This window comes from Cytobacillus sp. T106 (assembly GCF_040492155.1).
In the GTDB taxonomy this organism is placed as follows: domain Bacteria; phylum Bacillota; class Bacilli; order Bacillales; family Cytobacillaceae; genus Bacillus_AB; species Bacillus_AB infantis.
Map to the genome: position 1 here is coordinate 225,338 of NZ_JBEUMK010000001.1, position 21,185 is coordinate 246,522.

A 21,185-nucleotide genomic window follows, 5' to 3' on the forward strand; every position below is an offset into this window, starting at 1 on the left:
TAAAAAAAACGCTATGATATAATGATTTCAACTTTATAGCAATATCACTTTATAGCATTAAAGTGAAGGTAGAGGTGCAAACTTCATCAGTAAAAGCTTGGAGAAAGATGAGTTTCCGTGAAAAGCTTTGAAAGGGAATGTTTGCCGAAGAAAAGGAAGTCTCATTTCTTTCTTTTCTGGTCCTGTATTGAATAAATACTGGATTGTCAAGACAGCGCCGTCTTGGAGAGCTATCTCACTGTGTGGGCATATTTTATATGTATTTAAAACACAGCAATGGGATGGTTATTCTCATTGCTTTTTTGTGTTCAAATCAGCAATGGATAACCTCTCTTTTACATGTCAGGCGGCCGGAAAAACGATATCCAGATGAAAGAAGGAGAAACGATGGGATTAATTGTCCAGAAATTCGGAGGGACTTCTGTTGGCAGCACAGAAAGAATCATGAATGCAGCAGAGCGCGCAATTGAAGAAAAAGAGAGAGGCAATGACGTAGTCGTTGTTGTATCTGCAATGGGGAAAACGACTGACCAGCTTGTAGGCCTGGCCAGGGAAATTTCTGCTTCGCCCAGCAAGCGTGAAATGGATATGCTCCTTACAACAGGTGAACAGGTGACAATCAGCCTTTTGAGCATGGCTTTGAACGAAAAAGGCTATGAAAGCATCTCCTTCACTGGATGGCAGGCAGGAATAGAAACTGAGGCTGTGCATGGGAACGCAAGGATTGTACATATAGATCCGGAGAAAATCCAAAATCAGCTTAATCAAGGAAAGATCGTCGTGGTTGCCGGATTCCAGGGAGTAACAGAAGATGGGAGCATTTCCACCCTTGGACGCGGCGGCTCAGATACAACGGCAGTGGCGCTGGCAGCAGTGCTGAAAGCGGATAAGTGCGATATTTATACAGATGTGACAGGCGTCTATACGACTGACCCGCGCTATGTAAAAGGAGCAAGGAAGCTGCAGTCCCTGTCATATGACGAAATGCTAGAGCTTGCGAATCTCGGCGCAGGTGTGCTTCATCCGAGGGCAGTGGAATTTGCCAAGAATTATGAAGTGCCGCTTGAAGTCAGATCAAGCACTGAAAGGGAAAGAGGAACGATCATTGAGGAGGAGCCAACGATGGAAGAAAATTTAGTTGTACGGGGAGTAGCTTTTGAAAATGCGATCACCAAGGTAGCAATCCTTGGGCTGGAGGACAGCCTGAAGGGCCTGTCCACTGTCTTCACGACACTTGCTGCGCATCACATCAATGTTGACATCATTATTCAGAGTGTTGCTGAAGGACAAACAGGAAGCCTGTCTTTTTCAATTAAAAATGATGATCTGGAAGAAACGCTTAAGGTTCTGGAGAACAATCGGGATACACTGAAATATGACCGGATTGAATCAGAATCAGGACTTGCAAAAGTGTCTATTGTCGGTTCGGGAATGGTGTCGAATCCTGGGGTGGCAGCGGAGATGTTCGAAGTGCTTTCTTCAAATGGGATCCAGGTCAAGATGGTCAGCACTTCAGAGATCAAGGTGTCAACGGTCATCAGTGACAGCTCTATGGTCAAAGCGGTGGAAGCCCTCCACGAAGCGTTCGAACTGTCAGGCACTCCGGCAAAGAGCGTGTAAATCAAAAAAGATGGCAGAGGCGCCGGGCTGGATGCATCGGGGAAGGATCTCCTCCCGGATGCGCGCCGCGCTTCGTGCCATCCCTTCTTTTATGCTTACAGCAGCTTATCCATTATAGCGGGCTGATGCGGTCTTTTTTATCCCACTTCACTGTGAAAAGGACAAGGCCGCCCCTTTTTTTGGGATGCTCAAAGGCTTCAGAGAGCAGTTCTTTCTGGGATTCCAGCTGCTGTGCAAGAAAACCAGCTTCGAGCTGAAAAGTGCAATCTGGATTTTCCTTAAAGCGCCTGGCGAACAATGGGCTTGAAAGCTGGAGCTCCATTTCGCTCCTTTTTTCTTCTTTTACAGCAAGATTTCCCCATCCGGCGTTTTCAAAAAACTCAATGACTGCTTCCATCGATTCAAGCGGGTATTTCCTTGCCAGCCTTTTGCCGGCCCAATAAAGTATTTCGGCTGCATCCTTGCCGAGCATATCGGTAAGAATCTCTTCCCGGATCAATTCATAGCCGAAAGCAGGGACGGTTTCCGGCCCGTGCTCAGCCTTTGTTTCTGCAGATGTCATATTGCTCAATCGTCTCCCCTCTTTCTATGATTCTATTATATACAATCCAGATAAAAATAAAGCACTGATTCAAGAAAAAACAGCTTCAGTCCTATAAGAAAAAAATGCTATTTCAATATATTCTCCTATACATAAGGAATCATAGCCAAATAGAGGATTTTCGTTCTTTATATAATATCAATATATTTTAAAAATTTTATTTATATCATATATTTTATGTATCCGTTTTCTTGACGCTCTATTCCGATGGGAGTAAAATGGACATGTCACTTAATTGTAAGAAAATGAATAATTAACATTTTCTCGATGATGGAAAGGACCTGTTTTCCAGAAATAATATTTTCATAGAAAAGGCCTTTCATCATTTCTTCAAAATTCAGGGGGGGTAAATCAATGGCAGGTAATCGGGAGTTTTTCAATCGCAGACTGCATTCATTACTTGGGGTCATTCCAGTTGGGCTGTTTCTTGTTCAGCACCTTGTAGTGAACCATTTTGCAACAGGAGGAGAAGAGTCGTTTAACAAGGCAGCACACTTTATGGAGCAGCTTCCATTCAGATATGTCTTAGAAACGGTAGTCATCTTCCTGCCTTTGCTGTTCCACGCGATCTATGGCCTTTATATTGCTTTTACTGCTAAGAATAATGCTGGCAGATTCGGATTTTTCCGCAACTGGATGTTCCTTCTCCAGCGTGTTTCCGGTGTAGTGACGCTTATTTTCATTACCTGGCATGTGTGGGAGACAAGGGTTGCTGCCGCTTTTGGCGCAGATGTCAACTTCCAGATGATGGAGAATATTTTGTCGAATCCGTTTATGTTCTGGTTCTACATTGTCGGCGTTATTTCTACAATATTCCACTTTGCAAACGGTTTGTGGTCTTTCGCAGTAAGCTGGGGAATCACCGTTACTCCTCGTTCACAGCTGATTTCCACTTATGTTACAATCGCAATTTTCATTGCCCTTTCCATCGTTGGGATCCGCGCAATCACGGCATTTGTTTAAGAGTTTCAGAGTGCTTAAATCTTGTAATTTTCAGCATAGCGCAGGGGAAAATGCGCTTAGGCTTAGTTTGAAATAGAGCTGTACTAGTATTGAGGGAGTGAGCCATGATGAGTAAAGGAAAAGTAATCGTTGTCGGCGGCGGACTGGCCGGCTTGATGGCAACAATTAAAGTAGCAGAATCAGGGACTCCGGTTGAATTATTTTCTCTTGTCCCGGTTAAACGTTCTCACTCTGTTTGTGCCCAGGGCGGTATTAATGGAGCGGTCAACACAAAGGGTGAAGGGGATTCACCTTGGGAGCATTTCGATGATACGGTTTACGGGGGAGATTTCCTTGCCAATCAGCCGCCTGTAAAGGCCATGACTGAAGCAGCGCCGGGAATCATCCATTTATTGGACCGCATGGGCGTCATGTTCAACCGTACACCGGAAGGACTGCTGGACTTCAGGCGCTTCGGCGGAACCCAGCATCACCGTACAGCATTTGCAGGCGCCACGACCGGCCAGCAGCTTTTGTACGCATTGGATGAGCAGGTGCGCCGCCATGAGGTGGCTGGCCTTGTAACAAAATATGAAGGCTGGGAGTTCCTTGGCTCTGTCGTCGATGATGAAGGCATTTGCCGCGGGGTAATTGCTCAAAATCTCACATCCATGGAGATTAAATCGTTCTCAGGGGATGCCGTGATCATGGCAACCGGAGGCCCGGGCATCATCTTCGGAAAATCAACCAACTCTGTCATCAACACAGGGTCTGCTGCATCGATCGTATATCAGCAGGGAGCATATTATGCAAACGGCGAATTCATCCAGATCCACCCGACAGCCATCCCGGGGGATGACAAACTGCGCCTGATGAGTGAATCAGCACGCGGTGAGGGCGGCCGTGTATGGACCTATAAAGATGGGAAGCCATGGTACTTCCTGGAGGAGAAATATCCTGCCTACGGAAACCTGGTGCCGCGTGATATCGCCACACGTGAAATCTTCGATGTCTGCGTCAATCAGAAGCTTGGCATCAATGGCGAGAACATGGTTTATCTTGACCTGTCCCATAAAGATCCTAAAGAGCTTGACATCAAGCTAGGCGGAATCATTGAAATCTATGAAAAATTCATGGGGGATGACCCTCGCAAGGTACCTATGAAAATTTTCCCTGCCGTACACTATTCGATGGGCGGACTGTGGGTAGATTATGATCAGATGACGAATATCCCAGGTTTATTTGCAGCAGGGGAGTGCGATTATTCCCAGCATGGTGCAAACCGCCTGGGCGCCAACTCCCTTCTGTCTGCCATCTACGGCGGAATGGTTGCAGGTCCGAAAGCACTCGAATATATCGCCGGCCTTGAAAAGAGTGCAGAAGATGTTTCGTCTTCCGTTTTCGACAGGTATGTCAGACAGGAAGAAGAAAAATGGAGCAGCATCATGTCCCTTAATGGAACAGAGAATGCATATGTTCTCCATAAAGAGCTGGGCGAATGGATGACAGATAATGTAACGGTTGTCCGCCATAATGATAAGCTATTGAAAACTGATGAAAAAATCGTAGAATTGCTTGAACGCTATAAAAATATCAATATCAATGACACAGCAAAATGGAGCAATCAGGGAGCTGTCTTCACACGCCAGCTTCAAAACATGCTGCAGCTTGCCAGGGTCATCACAATTGGTGCCTATAACCGGAATGAAAGCCGCGGGGCTCACTATAAGCCTGAATTTCCTGACCGTAATGATGATGAGTTCCTGAAGACGACCATGGCAAAGTTCGCTGGTCCTGATTCAGCGCCACAATTCCATTACGAGGAAGTAGATACAGGCCTGATCACGCCTCGTAAACGTGATTACACGAAGAAGAAAGGGGGAAAATAAACGATGTCTGAAAACAAAACGGTTACATTTCAAATCACCCGGCAGGACTCGCCTGATTCAGCCCCTTATCAAGAAGAGTTCAAACTGGCTTACCGCCCGAATATGAACGTTATCTCAGCACTGATGGAAATCCGCCGTAATCCGGTTAATTCCAAAGGGGAGAGCACGACGCCGATTGCATGGGACATGAACTGTCTTGAAGAAGTATGCGGCGCCTGCTCAATGATCATAAACGGCAAGCCGCGCCAATCCTGTACTGCGCTTGTCGACAAGCTCGAGCAGCCGATCAGGCTTGAGCCGATGCGTACATTCCCTGTCGTCCGCGACCTTCAGGTAGACAGAAGCCGCATGTTCGACTCCCTGAAAAAGGTGAAAGCATGGATTCCGATTGACGGAACATACGATCTTGGACCTGGACCGCGCATGCCTGAGAAGAAGCGCCAATGGGCTTATGAGCTGTCCAAGTGCATGACTTGCGGCGTTTGCCTTGAGGCCTGCCCGAATGTGAACAGCAAAGCCGATTTCATCGGTCCTGCCCCGTTATCACAGGTGCGCTTGTTCAACGCCCATCCAACTGGTGAGATGAATAAATCCGAACGCCTGGAGCAGATCATGGGCGATGGCGGACTGGCGAATTGCGGAAATTCCCAGAACTGCGTTCAGTCCTGCCCGAAAGGCATCCCTTTGACTACCTCAATCGCAGCATTGAACCGGGATACAACAATCCAGTCATTCAGAAGCTTCTTCGGAAGCGATCAGGCTTAATAGAACAGACCCCCTTTCAGGCTGAAAGGGGGTTTTTGTGCATTTGATGTTTCCAAATCCGGTGAAAGAAATTATAATAATATAAAACGACTGAATGTTCATTCATTATTGGAGGCGCGTCATGAGTAAAATGAATTATGTTGATGACTTTGCGGCTTGGGAGGAAAGCTTTGTGTTTTCCCATCCTGTCAAGGTCCGGTTTTCAGAAACAGATATGTTTGGCCATTTGAATAACACAGTTCCCTTCACATATTTTGAGGAAGCAAGAATAGAGTTTTTCAAGAGCATCGGCTTCATGCAGGAATGGGTGAAGCCTGGGAACGAAACGATTCCTGTTGTAGCCGATCTGCAGTGCGATTTCCTGAAGCAGGTATTTTTCGATGAAAGCCTCAGCATCCATGTAAAAGCAGAAAGCATTGGGCGGTCTTCAGCAGATCTTCATTATATGGCAAAACGGAAAGATGGAGCAGTCTGCTTTGCGGGCAGGGGGACAATCGTGCAAATTTCCAGGAAAACAGGAAAAGGCGTACCCTGGACCGAGGGAATGAGGAATCTTCTTACAGCCGGAAAAACCATCCACGCTTAAGCCGCAGGAGCAGTTCTTTCACACCTGCTCCTGCAGCTGCATATAATTGGGGGAGCAGGTGTATGGAGCATGAATCATAAATCATGTGGCTGTATGGCGCGGACCCCCAACTAAACCAGGCAATAGCCCTTTTAGAAAAAATAATCTCTCCTTCCAGTAAATGCAGTCACTCCGCCAGTACAGATTACATATGATATGGTGACTAAATATATACCCATCCCGCGGTTCATAGCTGGCGAAGGCAAGGAGGGTTACAATACTTGAAGGAGAACGAATATACTCACAAGCCGTTACTCACCAAACGTGAAAGAGAAGTATTCGAGCTATTAGTTCAAGACAAGACAACGAAAGAAATCGCTGGTGAACTATTTATTAGCGAAAAGACGGTTCGCAACCATATTTCAAATGCTATGCAAAAGCTTGGCGTTAAGGGGCGTTCTCAAGCCGTTGTAGAGCTCCTTCGAATGGGAGAGCTAGAACTTTGATTATGGCCGGCAATCTTGGATAAGGTTGCCGGTTATCATATTTTATAGGGCAGTTTTGCAGGGGAGAGCCTGCCGGCAGGACGTGCAGTCTGCAGAATTGACGCATTTTTTGCATTGCCTGGATTTCCATCTTGAAAATTGGATGAAAAAAGTAGACAATAAAGCAAAGAACTGCAATCTTTCCGCCTGCATAAAGACTGGAATTGCTTAAATGGGAGTTGTATGGGATGACGCATGGAAATAATAAAGACATAAAAGAAACGATTGATATTGTTGCAGATATTGAGAAAGACCTTCGCTACATATCCGGCATCATTAAGCAAAAAGGCCGGGAAATATTAAGCAATTATACAATTACGCCCCCACAGTTTGTTGCCCTGCAGTGGCTGCACGAGGAAGGGGACATGACAATCGGCGAGCTTTCTAATAAAATGTATTTAGCCTTCAGTACAACGACAGACCTTGTGGACAGAATGGAAAAAAACGAGCTCGTCCAGAGAGTGAAGGACCCGAATGACAGGCGGGTCGTCCGCATCCATCTGCTGCCGGAGGGAGAGCGGATCATCGAAGAGGTTATCGTGAAGAGGCAGATCTACTTGCGCGAGGTTCTCAAGAATTTCTCCAAGGATGAAGTAACCGTACTGAAGAACAACTTAACGCAATTACACCAAGATATGCGCGAAAAATGAGGCGGTATGTTTGAAGCAACCAATTGGGATCATTGATTCAGGGGTCGGCGGTTTGACAGTGGCAAAAGAAGTCATGAGGCAGCTGCCGAATGAGAATATCGTTTATTTGGGAGATACTGCCCGGTGCCCCTACGGGCCGAGGACGGCTGAAGAAGTAAGGCGGTTTACATGGCAGATGACTGAGTTTTTATTGACTCAGGATATCAAAATGCTTGTGATTGCCTGTAATACGGCAACTGCGGTCGTGCTTGAGGAAATACAGGAAAAGCTCCCCATTCCTGTCCTTGGGGTCATCTATCCCGGGGCAAGGGCGGCTTTAAAGGTATCCAAAAGCAATAAGATCGGAATCATCGGCACGATCGGCACGGTCAACAGCAAAGCCTATGAAAAGGCCCTTAAGCAAATCAACCGGAAGGTATGTGTGAAACCTTTGGCCTGCCCGAAATTTGTCCCGCTTGTGGAAAGCGGGGAATATGGGAGTGCTGTAGCCAAGAAAATTGTTGCTGAAACCTTGAAGCCTTTAAGGAACAAGGATCTTGATACACTGATCCTTGGGTGTACGCACTACCCGCTGCTTGAACCCTTGATTAAAAATATCATGGGGCCGGGTGTGAAAGTGATCAGCTCAGGTGAAGAGACCGCAAGGGAAGTCAGCACCATACTGGACTACCGGGGATTGCTCAATCAAAGTGCGGACGAGCCTGTCCATAAATATTTTGCGACAGGATCCATAAGCATTTTTACGAAGATTGCGGGCCAATGGCTGCAAAGGCCGATTGACCATATTGAAAAAATAAAGCTGGAAGCATAGCCTCCTTATTGGGGGCTTTTGCTGTTCGATTTTTTAAAAAGTCAGGCTGTGTTATTGTACCTTGTTGATTTTGGGCTCATTTCAGAACAGCTGAAATGAGCCCAAAATCAACAGCAATGTTTAACAATGCCAAAAGTTAATAGCAGAAATAAAGGCATAAGGCTTCCGAAAATGGTACAATTCTAGTATCTCTAAAAGAAAAAGGTGATGATATTGATAGAACAAGCGGAAAAGCTGCTTAAGCAATATTTCGGCTATTCCACCTTCCGTAATGGCCAAAAAGAAATCATTCAGAATGTCATGAATGGCCGCCATACTCTTGGCATCCTCCCGACAGGAGGAGGAAAATCCCTCTCATTTCAAATTCCCGCACTCGCGATGCCTGGCACCGCCATCGTCATTTCCCCGCTCATTTCTTTAATGAAGGACCAAGTAGACGCATTGCTTGCAGCAGGCGTGTCCGCCACTTTCATAAACAGCAGCCTCACTCAGCAGGAGCTGATGGAAAGGACCTCAGGGATCCGGAATGGAGAGTATAAGCTGGTTTATGCTGCGCCGGAGCGTTTTGATTCCACTGGATTCATCCATCTGCTGAATTCCATCGATATTTCGATGATTGTATTCGATGAAGCACATTGTATCTCCCAATGGGGCCACGATTTCAGGCCGAGCTACCGCTCCATTATTCCTGCGCTCGGGCAGTTGAACGGCAGGCCGATCCTTGTCGGGCTCACCGCAACTGCGACAGAGGATGTGGCCAATGATATCTGCGGGCTGCTGCAGATCAGGGACGAAGATATATTCATTACCGGGTTCGCGAGGGAAAACCTTGCTTTTAAAGTGGCCAAAGGCGTCAACAAGAGAGAATTCATTGCAAGTTATATCCGTAAGCATCAAGGACAGCCGGGTATTATTTACACCTCGAGCCGCAAGGAAACCGATCAGCTGCAGCAATTTTTGCAGGGGAAAAACATCCCGGCTTCACGCTACCATGCCGGCATGAATGAGGAAGACAGGAAAACAGCCCAGAATGATTTCGTCCATGACCAGACAGACATCATGGTGGCCACCAATGCGTTTGGCATGGGGATTGATAAATCAAATGTCCGTTTTGTTATCCATTACAGCCTGCCGAAGAATATTGAGGCCTATTATCAGGAAGCCGGCAGGGCCGGGCGTGACGGGGAGGAGAGTGAATGCATCCTTCTTTTTGCCCAGCAGGATATCCAGCTGCAGAAGTTCCTGATCGAGGAAACCGGCCTTGACAGCCGGAACAGGGAGCTTGAATTCAGCAAGCTGAACCGGATGGTGAACTATTGCCATACAGAGCAATGCCTTCAATCCTACATCATTGAGTACTTCGACCATGGAAGCGATGAAAGCCGCTGCGGAAAATGCAGCAATTGCATGGATGACAGAGAGAAGATTGATATTACGCTTGAAGCACAGATGATTTTCTCATGTATAAAGCGCATGGGTGAGCGCTTTGGCGTGAGTCTGACAGCGCAGGTGCTGAAAGGTTCCAATAATAAAAGAATCCGTGATATGAAATTCAATGAGTTGTCTACCTATGGATTGATGCGAAATCGTGCAGAAAAAGAAATTGCTGCTGTTATTAACTATCTGCTTGCTGAAGGTTTTCTCAGCCTGACAGACGGGAAGTATCCGGTGATCATGCTGACATCAAGGGTCCAAGGGGTTCTTAAGGGACAGGAAACGATCATGATGCGCAAAACAAAGGCAATCGAACAGAAGCCCGAAGCTGAAGGGGATCATGACCTGTTTGAACGGCTGCGTGCATTGCGGAAGCAGGTGGCTGAACAGGGGAAAATCCCGCCATATGTTGTTTTCCCTGATAGCACATTGCGCGAAATGAGCAAGTATTACCCGGCTGATGGAGAGTCTATGCTGCAGATCAAAGGCGTCGGGCAGATGAAGTATGATAAATACGGCAGCATGTTCGCTGAGGAAATCAAATTATATATGCAGGAGAACAATATTGAACCGCCGTCTGCCCTCCCCCCGAAAGAGGAAAAACAGGCGGACAGGCTCAAGGTTGATGAGGAGCCAAGCTATATGGTTTCCTACAAGCACTATATGGAGGGGATGGGCATAAAAGAGATTGCCAAGCAGCGCGGCTTTTCTTTAGTGACCGTCCAGAACCATGTCCTCCGGGCAGTGACTGAAGGGAATCCTTTCAACTGGTCTGAGCTGTTTGATGAGGAAACAGAGCAGAAGATCATGTCGGCAGCCGTGGAAAGCGGAGATACAAAGCTTAAGCCCATAAAAGAGCTCCTCGGGGATGAAATCGACTATTTTACAATCAAAGCAGTACTGATTAAAAATGAAGCAGCCGTCACATCATGAATATGGTAAAACAAGCAGGCCTTTACAGGGACTGCTTGTTTGGATTGGGCAGAAAGCGGCGCATGGGCATGGCGCTGGATTTGGAGTTCCTAGTCGCGTTCCTTAATAGAACTAGCGCCCTCCACATTTCAGTTGTCCTATTTTTTTTTCTCTCACGGGTCTATTTTTCCGGAAGGCTCGTATATATGTAGTACAAACTGTTCTGGGAGGGATTCAATATGTCTATAAATAAAAAGACAACAATGGTTTCAGCCGTACTGGCTTCTTCTGTGCTTTTATCCGGATGCGGGCTGTTCGGGATCGGGGAAAAAGAAAAGATCGATCCTCCGAAAGAGGTCAGCTATACAGAGGATGAAACAGCTGTTGAGGAAACAGCTGGAACTGAGGCAGAGCAGTCAGGTGAAGAGGCAGAGGTGGAGGGGTCTGTCCAGACCGAATTATATCTGGTTGATAAAAATGGCTATGTAGTTCCGCAGACGCTAACTCTGCCGAAAACAGAGTCTGTTGCTACACAGGCGCTGGAATATCTCGTGCAGAACGGGCCAGTTACCGATATGCTGCCGAATGACTTCAGGGCCGTCCTTCCTGCAGATACGAAAATAAGCGTAAACGTGAAGGATAAGGTGGCTACCGTTGATTTCTCGAAAGAGTTCGGGGACTATCAGGCCGAGGATGAAGAAAAAATTCTTGAATCTATTACCTGGACCCTCACACAATTCGATTCGATCGAGAAAGTAAAGCTCCAGATGAATGGCCATGCTCTGACAGAAATGCCTGTAAACGGGACGCCGATCAGCGAAACCCTGTCCAGGTCAAAGGGCATCAATATGGACACGTCCGATGCAGTGGATATTTCTAATACAAAATCCCTGACGGTTTATTATCTGGGCGGTGAAGAAGGCGCCTACTATTATGTTCCTGTGACAAAGCGCATCAGCGCACAGGAAGACAATCAGGTTGAAGCGGTAGTGAAGGAGCTTGTCAAAGGCCCTAGCTTCACATCCAATTTGTTTACAGACTTTATGCCGGAGGTTGAGCTGCTCGGCGACCCTAAGATCGAAAACGGTCTGGCAACATTGGATTTCAATGAATCCGTTTATGGCAGCTTTGAAGAAAAAATCATTTCCCAGCACCTGCTTAATTCATTAGTACTGTCCCTGACTGAACAAAAGGGCATTGAAAGTGTAGCAGTCACTGTAAATGGAAAGGCAGAGCTGGTAGATGAAAATGGCGAAAAGCTGACAGAACCGGTTACACGGCCTGAAAATGTGAATACAGGTAGTTTTTAAAAAAACTTTTTTGATATACTATATAATGACAAGGATAGAGGTAGGCAATTATTTGCCGCCTCTTCTTTATTGGATTCCGGATACATGCCGGAACAGGTTCGAAGGAGGAATGAACATGCGGAAAGACGGGCGTGAACAGCTGCAGTTAAGACCGATACATATTGAAACGAATTATTTAATGCATCCTGAAGGTTCTGTGCTGATCAGTGTGGGCAATACAAAGGTGATTTGCACAGCCAGCATAGATGAGCGGGTGCCCCCATTTATGAGAGGGGAAGGAAAAGGGTGGATTACTGCTGAATACAGCATGCTGCCCCGGGCAACAGAGCAAAGGAATATCCGTGAAGCCGCAAAGGGGAAAATCACCGGGCGCACAATGGAAATACAGCGCTTGATCGGACGGGCATTAAGGGCAGTCGTGGACCTTGAGGCACTTGGTGAAAGAACAATCTGGCTGGATTGCGATGTTATCCAGGCCGATGGCGGGACAAGGACAGCTTCCATAACAGGCGCATTTGTCGCCATGGCAATTGCTGTCGAAAAGCTGTATAGCAATAAAAAATTGTCAAAATTCCCGATTACGCAATTTCTTGCAGCTACAAGTGTGGGAATCCTTGAAAACAAACAGGTAGTCCTTGACCTGAATTATGCTGAAGATTCCAAGGCGGAAGTCGACATGAATGTGGTCATGACAGGCAATGGCGAATTTGTGGAGCTTCAGGGTACAGGAGAAGAAGCAACATTCTCAGCGAGCCAGCTGACGGAGCTGTTAAAAGCGGCGGAAGAAGGCGTAGGCAGGCTGTTTGATATTCAAAAGCAAGTGCTCGGCGAAAAAATCAGCTCACAGATCGCAAAGTAAATCCAGGGAGATGAAAACTGTGCAGGAAGTTATTATTGCAACGAAAAATGCAGGGAAAGCGAAAGAATTCAGCAGGATGTTCAAGCCGCTGGGCTATGAAGTGAAAACCCTTCTCGACTTTCCTGAATTTGAGGATATTGAAGAGACTGGAAGCACATTTGAGGAAAATGCAGTCCTAAAAGCAGAGGCTGTCTCTAAAGCCTTTGGAAAAATCGTCATTGCCGATGATTCCGGCCTTATGATCGATGCCCTTGAGGGCCGTCCGGGCATCTACTCCGCAAGGTATGCCGGCGAAGCGAAAAGTGATGAAGCAAATATGCAAAAGGTGCTCGCAGAGCTAGTAGGTGTGCCGGAAGAAAAGAGGACAGCCAGATTTTATTGTGCCTTGGCTGTTTCGGTGCCAGGCAAGGAAGCTTACACAGTCTCCGGAGCGTGTGAGGGCAGGATCCTGACTGATAAAAGGGGCAGCCATGGATTTGGCTATGATCCGATCTTCTTTGTGACTGAAAAAAATAAAAGCATGGCAGAACTCCCCCCTGAAGAGAAAAGCCAGATCAGCCACAGGGCCAAAGCCCTTGTGAAGCTGGAAAACAGTCTGGGAGCCCTTTTTAAAGGGGACGGTGCCAATGGCTAGAATATTGATCGTAAGTGACAGCCACGGGCTTGAGGAGGAGCTGGCGCAGCTCGCTGAGAGGCATGGAAAAGAAGCAGATTTCATGATCCACTGCGGGGATTCCGAGCTGCCTGCCGGACACCCTTCTATGTCGGGTTTTGCTGGAGTAAGGGGAAATTGCGATTATGATGATGCTTATCCTGACCAGCTTGTCAAAAACCTTGGAGGTTTGACGATTTTTGTTACCCATGGGCATCTCTACGGAGTGAAGAGCAGCCTTATGAAGCTGAAATATAAAGGCGAGGAAGAAGGAGCAGATATCATCTGCTTCGGACATTCGCACGAGCTTGGGGCAGAAATGATTGATGGCAGGCTGTTTTTGAACCCGGGAAGCTTGAGGCTGCCGAGAGGGCGCTATGAGAGAACCTATCTTCTGCTGGAAACGGCGGAGAGGGAAATCCGTGTGGATATATATGACTTTGAAACCGGAAAGCTTGAAAAGCTGTCACAGACTTTTCAGATTCCGGAAAGGGCATGAATCCGTTTATTGCATGAGGGGGGAACCCCTCTTGCAATAAACAGATTTATATGGCCGGAAAAAAAGATGCCAGGTTTATTATATTTTTCCTGAGAAGTTGTTGACTTTCATTTATTTGTCTACTATAATAAAAAATGTCCTCGCGATAACTAATTAAAAAAATGTCCCAGTAGCTCAGCAGGATAGAGCAACGGCCTTCTAAGCCGTCGGTCGGGAGTTCGAATCTCTCCTGGGACGCCATTACTACATACACCTATATTACCGCTGTTTGATTTCTAATCAAATGGCGGTTTTTTTGTCGTTAAGAAATTAGAAATCCTTGATCCGAGTCCAGCCGCTGTGCCGGGGTTCTCGGGGGTTACAAGCCTCATTTTCATGCCGACCATGCATAGATAAAGCCTTTTGCTATTCATGACTCACTCTTTTCATGCCGGTGATGTTTCGATGCCCCCAGGACGGGGCTTTTTTTGTGTTCAAGGCACTTACGCCTTTGTTCTTCCTCGAAAAATCTGTATCTTCTCCGATTAAGGTTACAGGGTTTATAAAAGTACTCAGTGCTGCAGCTGAATATTATACCTCCCGCTAAATGAAAGCGCTTCTTTGTATGTCAATAAACCTGACATGATCAACTGGTTTCTTCTATATTATATGTTCATTGAAAATGCGCCATTAACTCCTATATGCTCCATCTTTATATTGAAAAAGCATTCTTAAGTATATCCCCAGTACGGATCTTTCGATGCTGATAAAAAAGAGCGGAGAACCTTGCTCGAGGGATTGAAAAATAAAATAAAAAATTTCTTGGCTGAATAAATTCATATATACAAGCAATGTAAGCGCATTCAATAAATCAGATTAATCTAAATTATCAAATAATTCTTGAAAATGGTGTTGACTCCCAAAAAAAATGAGCGTAAGATAGTCCTCAAATAATAAAACAAACCGCTCCACACGGGAATTGGAAGTGTGGAACCCATATTTTTTTAACCTGTCATTTCAACCGTTTAAAGCGTGTATACATTAAATCGAAGAGGTGTTTTTCGTGTCTGAGCAATTGATATTTTTAAACGGGGAGTTTGTGACGAAAGAGAATGCAAAAATATCCGTTTATGACCATGGCTTCCTGTATGGCGATGGCATCTTTGAAGGGATCCGGGTATACAGCGGAAATATCTTCAGGATGAAAGAGCATATGGACCGGCTTTATCGTTCAGCCAAATCCATATTACTGACAATGCCATATACGGAGGAAGAGCTGACAGATATCATTGTTGCCACTGTCGAAAAGAATTTGTATGAAGATGCCTACATCAGGGTCGTTGTTTCCAGGGGAGTAGGCGACCTTGGGCTGGACCCATACAATTGCAAAAAAGCAAATGTTGTCGTGATCGTCGAGCCGCTGAGCATCTTCCCGAAAGAATTGTATGAAACAGGGCTTGAGATAGTCACAGTAGCGACAAGAAGGAACAGACCTGATGTATTAAGCCCTAAAGTCAAATCATTGAATTATTTGAACAATGTGCTGGTAAGGATTGAGGCCCGCCTGGCAAATGTCAGTGAAGCGCTCATGCTGAATGATCAGGGCTATGTGGCGGAGGGTTCGGCTGACAATGTGTTCATCATTAAGGATAAATGCTTTTACACACCTCCAGGATACGTTGGGGCACTTGAAGGGATCACCCGCAATGCGGTCATGGAAATTGCAAGGGAGCTTGGCTATGAAGTGAAGGAGGAGCCTTTCACAAGGCACGATGTTTATACGGCAGATGAAGTATTTCTTACAGGGACGGCAGCGGAAGTCATTGCAGTCGTAAAGGTGGACGGACGGACAATCGGTGAAGGCTATCCGGGGGCACATACAAAAGAGCTTCTGGTGAAATTTAGGGAAAGAGTAGTTTCGGAAGGTGTTAAAGTAGCATCGAAACATTTTGAACCCCATGTAAGCTGACAGCTAATCACTATATGTTAAAAGCGCGGATGAGGATAAGTAGTTTTGCGGATCAGGATTTACAGAGAGCCGGGCAGGCTGAGAGCCGGCATTCCTGCCGCATCATGAACTCCCCTCAGAGCGCCGGCCTGAAAGCTTGACGAGTAGGGCCGGCCGGGTGTGAGAGCACCCGTTATCAAAAAGGATGGCTCTGCCGTCCATAAGTGCACGCAAATTGCGTGAATCAGGGTGGTACCGTGGAACAGGCTGACAAAGCCTTTTCATCCCTTCGTCTGCTGATGCAGGCGTTCTTGGGGATGGGAAGGCTTTTTATATTGTTTTTTTCTTGAATCAAAAGGAGGTTATTTCAAAATGCTGCAGGAAGCTGCCTTTGCAGAAAACAAGACTGGCTCGAAGCCGGCAACCGGTGCAGAACTGCTATTGCAGGCACTGGAGAAGGAACAGGTGGAAGTGATTTTTGGCTACCCGGGAGGAGCTGTTCTTCCGATTTATGACAAAATCTATGATTCTGGCATACTTCATGTGCTTCCCAGGCATGAACAGGGAGGCATCCATGCTGCGGAAGGATATGCGAGGATTTCCGGCAAGCCTGGAGTTGTCATCGCGACTTCAGGACCGGGGGCGACCAATATTGTAACAGGCCTTGCCGATGCCATGATGGATTCTTTGCCTCTTGTCGTCATTACCGGGCAGGTGGCAACAGGCGTCATCGGAACGGATGCCTTCCAGGAGGCTGACATCCTCGGGATTACCACCCCGATAACCAAGTATAACTATCAGGCAAGGAGCATAGCGGACATTCCGAGGATTGTGAAGGAGGCCTTTCATATTGCTTCTACAGGGAGGCCTGGTCCGGTATTGATTGATATTCCGAAGGATATTGCTGCAGGCGCAGAACAGCCCTCTGAGGAGACAGAGATCTTCCTCCCGGGCTACCAGCCGACTCTAAAGCCAAACTATCTTCAGATCCGCAAGCTGACAGAAGCTGTGAGCCGTGCGAAAAGGCCGGTCATCCTGGCAGGGGCGGGCGTCCTCCATGCAAAGGCTTCCGGATTGCTTAAGGAATATGCCGAACAGCAGCAGCTTCCGGTCGTGCATACCCTTCTCGGACTCGGGGGCTTTCCTGCAGACCACAGCCTGTTTGTCGGGATGGCCGGTATGCATGGATGCTATGCAGCCAATATGGCCTTACATGAATGCGATCTGCTCATCAATATAGGGGCGAGGTTTGATGACAGGCTCACCGGCAATCTTGCCTATTTTGCACCTAAGGCAGATGTGGCCCATGTTGATATCGACCCTGCAGAGATCGGCAAAAACGTCCCAACACTGATTCCGGTTGTGGCTGATGCGAAAGAGGCTTTGAATCAGCTTGTGAGCCAGAAGGGGAAGCCTCCTGAACATGGTGAATGGATGACAAAGCTTAGAAGCTGGAAGGAAGAATTTCCTTATCATTTTCACAAATCGGCTGACTTGAAGCCGCAGCGGGTCATGGAGCTCTTGTTTGAAAAGACGGGCGGAGATGCGATTGTCACAACAGATGTCGGACAGCATCAAATGTGGGCAGCCCAATATTACCGCTTTAAGAAAGCTGGTAGATGGGTCACTTCAGGAGGGCTCGGCACGATGGGATTCGGAATGCCAGCGGCCATCGGAGCTCAGCTTGCTGCACCGGATTCCCTGGTCGTTTCAATTGTTGGCGATGGCGGCTTCCAGATGTCCGCGCAGGAGCTCGGCCTGATCCGTGAGCTAAATCTCCCGGTAAAAATAGCTATTTTCAATAACAGAGCGCTGGGGATGGTAAGGCAGTGGCAGGAAATCTTTTATGACTCACGCTTTTCGCACAGCAAAGCCCAGTATCAGCCTTCTTTTGTCAAGCTGGCGGAAGCCTATGATATTAAAGCTTATGAGATCCGAACTGAGGAAGAAGCTGTTAAGGCGCTGGATGAAGCACTCCAAAGCGATGAGCCGGTGTTATTCGATTTCAGGATAGCTCCTGATGAAAATGTATTCCCGATGATCGCCCCGGGCAAAGGGCACCATGAGATGGAAGGTGTAAAACCATGAAACGAATCATCTGTTTAACCGTGATGAACAGGCCGGGGGTCCTCAATAGAATCACCAACCTGTTCTCAAAGCGCAACTTCAATATTGAAAGCATCTCGGTCGGGCATTCTGAACAGGAGGGGATTTCCCGGATTACCTGCACGGTCCATGTGGACAATGAAGAGGCCGCAGAGCAGATTGCGAAACAGCTCAATAAACAGATTGATATCTTGAAAGTAAATGATATAAGCGGCCAGCAGATTGTCGCCAGGGAGCTTGCGCTCATAAAGGTGCTCTCGCTTCCGCAGACGAGGAGTGAGTTATACTCGCTGATTGAGCCTTTCCGGGCATCGGTGATAGATGTTGGCAAAGACAGCCTGGTCATCCAAATTACAGGTGAGTCGGAAAAAATAGAAGCCTTCATTGAGCTTGTAAAGCCGTATGGAATCAAGGAGATTGCCCGGACAGGGACAACAGCCTTTACAAGAGGAAGCCAGAGGAGCCAGGGGCAGCCGAAGAATTATTCAATCGTGTAAAAATAATTTAAATAAAAATATTCCAAAAACGAGAGGGAGAATAAATCATGGCGAAAATGTATTATAACGGAGACGCAAATCCAGCATATCTGAATGGAAAGAAAGTAGCGGTAATCGGCTATGGATCACAGGGTCATGCCCATGCACAGAACCTGAGGGACAGCGGTGCTGATGTAGTAATCGGCCTGAGGAAAGGAAATTCATGGGATAAAGCGTCAGAGGATGGGTTCCCGGTATTTTCTGTTGGAGAGTCTGTTGCTCAAAGCGATATTGTCATGATCCTCCTGCCGGATGAGCTTCAGCCTAAAGTCTATAAGGAAGAAATTGAGCCGAATCTGACAAATCAAGCCTTGCTTTTCGCGCATGGATTCAATATCCATTTCCATCAGATTGTGGCGCCAAAGACATGTGATGTCCTGCTTGTGGCTCCTAAGGGCCCTGGCCACCTGGTAAGAAGGACATATCAGGAAGGAGCAGGAGTGCCGGCATTATTTGCAGTCCATCAGGATGTAACGGGAGAAGCCCAGGAGCTTGCGCTCGCTTATGCCAGAGCGATTGGGGCACTGAGGGCAGGGGCGCTGGAAACCACTTTTAAGGAAGAAACAGAAACTGATTTATTCGGCGAACAGGCTGTATTGTGCGGAGGCCTGACATCTCTGGTGAAAGCAGGTTTTGAAACATTGACTGAGGCAGGCTATCAGCCTGAGCTGGCATACTTTGAGTGTCTCCACGAGCTGAAGCTGATTGTTGATCTGATGTATGAAGGCGGCCTTGAAGGCATGCGCTACAGCATTTCGGATACAGCGCAATGGGGTGATTTTGTCAGCGGGCCGAGAGTAGTCGATGAGAGAGTGAAGCAGGAGATGAAAGCTGTCCTGAAGGATATCCAGGAAGGCAAGTTCGCGAAAGGCTGGATCCTGGAAAACCAGGCAAACCGTCCGGTCTTCAACAGTATCCTTGCAAGGGAAAATGAGCATCCGATTGAACAGGTCGGCAGGGAGCTGAGAAAAATGATGCCATTTGTGAATAAAGAGAAAAAGAAAGAAGTGGCTGTCAGTGCGAACCATTAACATCTTTGACACGACTTTGCGTGACGGGGAACAGTCTGCGGGAGTCAACTTAAATCTATCTGAAAAGCTGGAAATTGCCAAACAGCTCGAAAGGCTTAATGTCGATATTATAGAAGCCGGGTTTCCGGCAGCTTCAAAAGGTGATTTTATTTCAGTCCGTGAAATCGCCACCCTCATCAGGAATTGCTCGGTTACAGGGCTTGCAAGATCAGTGATGTCAGATATTGATGCAGCCTGGGAAGCATTGAGAGAGGGGGAGGATCCGAGGCTTCACGTCTTCCTCGCAACCTCTCCCATCCACCGGCAGTATAAGTTGAAGCAGTCAAAGGAAGAAGTTATTGAGACGGCGGTTTCTGCTGTGAAATATGCAGCCGGGAAATTCCCGCTCATTCAATGGTCGGCAGAGGATGCCTGCCGGACGGAGCTGCCTTTTCTGGCCCGCATCGTTGAGGAGGTCATCCAGGCCGGGGCCCGTGTCATCAATATTCCGGATACGGTCGGATATATTTCGCCAGGTGAATATGGGAAAGTCTTTCAATATTTAAGAGAGAATGTTCCTTCCATTGATAAAGTCATATTATCCGCTCATTGCCATGATGATCTTGGCATGGCGATTGCCAACTCCCTTGCAGCCATCGAAAATGGGGCTGGGCAAATTGAAGGGACGATCAACGGCATCGGGGAACGGGCCGGGAACGCTGCGCTGGAAGAGCTTGCCGTCGCTCTGCACATACGGCAGGACCATTATCAGGCAGGGACCCGCCTCAAGCTTGAGGAAATCAGCAGAACAAGCAGCCTGGTCAGCAAACTGACCGGTATGGCTGTACCGGCGAACAAGGCTATTGTCGGCAGAAATGCTTTTGCACATGAATCAGGCATCCACCAGGATGGCGTGCTGAAAGAGAAGACCACTTATGAGATTATTTCGCCTGAACTTGTCGGCTTCCATTCCAATTCCATGGTTCTCGGAAAGCATTCTGGCAGGCATGCTTTTAAATCCCGCCTTGAAGAACTTGGGCTCGCTGTTCCGGAAGAGGAAATCAAGCCGCTGTTTGCTATTTTTAAAGACTTGGCAGACAGAAAGAAAGAGATGACAGATGATGACCTTGCCGCCATCGTACTGGAGGAAAGACTGTCAAAGGATCAGCAATTCTATGAACTGCTCCAGATCCAGGTCCAGTACGGGACCAATCAAGTGCCAACAGCGACAGTGACACTTTCAGGCAGGGAGAATGAAGTCGTCCAGGAGGCAGCAACCGGGGCGGGAAGCATTGAAGCCTTGTACAATACGCTGGAGAAATCAGTGAATGGTACGGTGAACCTCCTGGATTACCGGATCCAGTCGGTTGGGGCCGGAAGGGATGCCCTGGCGCAGGTGTTCGTCAAAATGAAATACAATGGCAGGGAAACGAGCGGGAGGGGGCTTGCGCAGGATGTACTTGAAGCATCCGCGAAAGCCTATCTGAACGCTGTTAACAGGGTCATCTACCTGGAGGAAAAGACGAAAGTGGCATTATAAAACTTGCAACGG

General features: G+C 47.3%; 19 protein-coding genes, 1 tRNA gene, 1 riboswitch and 1 other annotated feature. Of the genes, 19 read left to right on the plus strand and 1 reads right to left on the minus strand.

Annotated features, from left to right (window positions below; all coding sequences use genetic code 11):
* Positions 1-61: 61 nt before the first annotated feature.
* Positions 62-241, plus strand: a riboswitch (Lysine riboswitch).
* Positions 242-387: 146 nt separating this feature from the next.
* Entirely contained in the window at positions 388-1,620 is a 1,233-nt protein-coding gene (locus ABU165_RS01120) for an aspartate kinase (protein ID WP_101550609.1), read from the plus strand.
* Positions 1,621-1,732: 112 nt separating this feature from the next.
* Here the strand turns inward: ABU165_RS01120 and ABU165_RS01125 are convergent, their stop codons facing one another.
* Positions 1,733-2,182, minus strand: coding sequence for a YslB family protein (locus ABU165_RS01125; RefSeq protein ID WP_009796026.1), 450 nt, complete (start codon positions 2,180-2,182; stop codon positions 1,733-1,735).
* Between the two features lie 393 nt (positions 2,183-2,575).
* On the opposite strand from ABU165_RS01125, the gene ABU165_RS01130 reads away from it, so the two are divergent.
* The 18 genes from ABU165_RS01130 to ABU165_RS01215 all read left to right on the plus strand — a co-directional run bounded on the left by ABU165_RS01130 (position 2,576) and on the right by ABU165_RS01215 (position 21,173).
* Complete coding sequence (locus tag ABU165_RS01130) at positions 2,576-3,184, plus strand: succinate dehydrogenase cytochrome b558 subunit (RefSeq protein ID WP_009796028.1); 609 nt, start codon at positions 2,576-2,578, stop codon at positions 3,182-3,184.
* A gap of 107 nt (positions 3,185-3,291) precedes the next feature.
* Entirely contained in the window at positions 3,292-5,052 is a 1,761-nt protein-coding gene (gene sdhA / locus ABU165_RS01135) for a succinate dehydrogenase flavoprotein subunit (RefSeq protein ID WP_009796029.1), read from the plus strand.
* A 3-nt stretch (positions 5,053-5,055) separates the two neighbouring features.
* A complete protein-coding gene (gene sdhB / locus ABU165_RS01140) occupies positions 5,056-5,817 on the plus strand; it encodes a succinate dehydrogenase iron-sulfur subunit (protein ID WP_009796030.1) in 762 nt (253 codons plus the stop codon).
* A 121-nt stretch (positions 5,818-5,938) separates the two neighbouring features.
* Positions 5,939-6,403: an acyl-CoA thioesterase gene (locus ABU165_RS01145; RefSeq protein WP_022544252.1), complete on the plus strand. Its 465-nt coding sequence runs from the start codon at positions 5,939-5,941 to the stop codon at positions 6,401-6,403.
* A 260-nt stretch (positions 6,404-6,663) separates the two neighbouring features.
* A complete protein-coding gene (gerE, locus tag ABU165_RS01150; protein WP_009796032.1) occupies positions 6,664-6,888 on the plus strand; it encodes a spore germination transcription factor GerE in 225 nt (74 codons plus the stop codon).
* 227 nt (positions 6,889-7,115) lie between these two features.
* Entirely contained in the window at positions 7,116-7,577 is a 462-nt protein-coding gene (locus tag ABU165_RS01155) for a MarR family winged helix-turn-helix transcriptional regulator (RefSeq protein WP_022544251.1), read from the plus strand.
* Between the two features lie 10 nt (positions 7,578-7,587).
* On the plus strand, positions 7,588-8,388 hold the full coding sequence (racE, locus tag ABU165_RS01160; protein WP_101550482.1) for a glutamate racemase: 801 nt from the start codon (positions 7,588-7,590) through the stop codon (positions 8,386-8,388).
* 207 nt (positions 8,389-8,595) lie between these two features.
* Positions 8,596-10,755, plus strand: coding sequence for a DNA helicase RecQ (gene recQ / locus ABU165_RS01165; RefSeq protein ID WP_009796036.1), 2,160 nt, complete (start codon positions 8,596-8,598; stop codon positions 10,753-10,755).
* Between the two features lie 218 nt (positions 10,756-10,973).
* Positions 10,974-12,044, plus strand: coding sequence for a GerMN domain-containing protein (locus ABU165_RS01170; protein ID WP_094766933.1), 1,071 nt, complete (start codon positions 10,974-10,976; stop codon positions 12,042-12,044).
* 115 nt (positions 12,045-12,159) lie between these two features.
* A complete protein-coding gene (gene rph, locus ABU165_RS01175) occupies positions 12,160-12,903 on the plus strand; it encodes a ribonuclease PH (protein ID WP_101550476.1) in 744 nt (247 codons plus the stop codon).
* Positions 12,904-12,922: 19 nt separating this feature from the next.
* On the plus strand, positions 12,923-13,537 hold the full coding sequence (locus ABU165_RS01180) for an XTP/dITP diphosphatase (protein WP_306009007.1): 615 nt from the start codon (positions 12,923-12,925) through the stop codon (positions 13,535-13,537).
* Entirely contained in the window at positions 13,530-14,054 is a 525-nt protein-coding gene (locus ABU165_RS01185) for a metallophosphoesterase (protein WP_224951632.1), read from the plus strand. The genes ABU165_RS01180 and ABU165_RS01185 overlap by 8 nt, the downstream gene beginning before the upstream one ends.
* A 163-nt stretch (positions 14,055-14,217) precedes the next feature.
* A tRNA-Arg gene (locus ABU165_RS01190) sits at positions 14,218-14,294 on the plus strand.
* Positions 14,295-15,096: 802 nt separating this feature from the next.
* Positions 15,097-16,002, plus strand: a complete 906-nt coding sequence (ilvE, locus tag ABU165_RS01195) for a branched-chain-amino-acid transaminase (protein ID WP_022544247.1) — start codon at positions 15,097-15,099, stop codon at positions 16,000-16,002.
* Positions 16,003-16,019: 17 nt separating this feature from the next.
* Positions 16,020-16,273 (plus strand) — a binding site (T-box leader).
* Positions 16,274-16,353: 80 nt separating this feature from the next.
* Positions 16,354-18,069, plus strand: coding sequence for an acetolactate synthase large subunit (gene ilvB / locus ABU165_RS01200; RefSeq protein WP_094766937.1), 1,716 nt, complete (start codon positions 16,354-16,356; stop codon positions 18,067-18,069).
* Positions 18,066-18,584: an acetolactate synthase small subunit gene (ilvN, locus tag ABU165_RS01205; protein ID WP_101550470.1), complete on the plus strand. Its 519-nt coding sequence runs from the start codon at positions 18,066-18,068 to the stop codon at positions 18,582-18,584. The genes ilvB and ilvN overlap by 4 nt, the downstream gene beginning before the upstream one ends.
* Before the next feature lie 47 nt (positions 18,585-18,631).
* Complete coding sequence (gene ilvC / locus ABU165_RS01210) at positions 18,632-19,654, plus strand: ketol-acid reductoisomerase (RefSeq protein ID WP_009796044.1); 1,023 nt, start codon at positions 18,632-18,634, stop codon at positions 19,652-19,654.
* Complete coding sequence (locus ABU165_RS01215) at positions 19,641-21,173, plus strand: 2-isopropylmalate synthase (protein WP_129613930.1); 1,533 nt, start codon at positions 19,641-19,643, stop codon at positions 21,171-21,173. The genes ilvC and ABU165_RS01215 overlap by 14 nt, the downstream gene beginning before the upstream one ends.
* The last annotated feature ends 12 nt before the right edge of the window (positions 21,174-21,185 follow it).

Excerpts from the sequence above, each read along its gene's own strand:
- ABU165_RS01120 (WP_101550609.1), top strand. The coding sequence starts at position 388 with ATGGGATTAATTGTCCAGAAATTCGGAGGGACTTCTGTTGGCAGCACA.
- ABU165_RS01125 (WP_009796026.1), bottom strand. The coding sequence starts at position 2,182 with ATGACATCTGCAGAAACAAAGGCTGAGCACGGGCCGGAAACCGTCCCT.
- ABU165_RS01130 (WP_009796028.1), top strand. The coding sequence starts at position 2,576 with ATGGCAGGTAATCGGGAGTTTTTCAATCGCAGACTGCATTCATTACTT.
- sdhA (WP_009796029.1), top strand. The coding sequence starts at position 3,292 with ATGAGTAAAGGAAAAGTAATCGTTGTCGGCGGCGGACTGGCCGGCTTG.
- sdhB (WP_009796030.1), top strand. The coding sequence starts at position 5,056 with ATGTCTGAAAACAAAACGGTTACATTTCAAATCACCCGGCAGGACTCG.
- ABU165_RS01145 (WP_022544252.1), top strand. The coding sequence starts at position 5,939 with ATGAGTAAAATGAATTATGTTGATGACTTTGCGGCTTGGGAGGAAAGC.
- ABU165_RS01155 (WP_022544251.1), top strand. The coding sequence starts at position 7,116 with ATGACGCATGGAAATAATAAAGACATAAAAGAAACGATTGATATTGTT.
- recQ (WP_009796036.1), top strand. The coding sequence starts at position 8,596 with ATGATATTGATAGAACAAGCGGAAAAGCTGCTTAAGCAATATTTCGGC.
- ABU165_RS01170 (WP_094766933.1), top strand. The coding sequence starts at position 10,974 with ATGTCTATAAATAAAAAGACAACAATGGTTTCAGCCGTACTGGCTTCT.
- rph (WP_101550476.1), top strand. The coding sequence starts at position 12,160 with ATGCGGAAAGACGGGCGTGAACAGCTGCAGTTAAGACCGATACATATT.
- ABU165_RS01185 (WP_224951632.1), top strand. The coding sequence starts at position 13,530 with ATGGCTAGAATATTGATCGTAAGTGACAGCCACGGGCTTGAGGAGGAG.
- ilvB (WP_094766937.1), top strand. The coding sequence starts at position 16,354 with ATGCTGCAGGAAGCTGCCTTTGCAGAAAACAAGACTGGCTCGAAGCCG.
- ilvN (WP_101550470.1), top strand. The coding sequence starts at position 18,066 with ATGAAACGAATCATCTGTTTAACCGTGATGAACAGGCCGGGGGTCCTC.
- ilvC (WP_009796044.1), top strand. The coding sequence starts at position 18,632 with ATGGCGAAAATGTATTATAACGGAGACGCAAATCCAGCATATCTGAAT.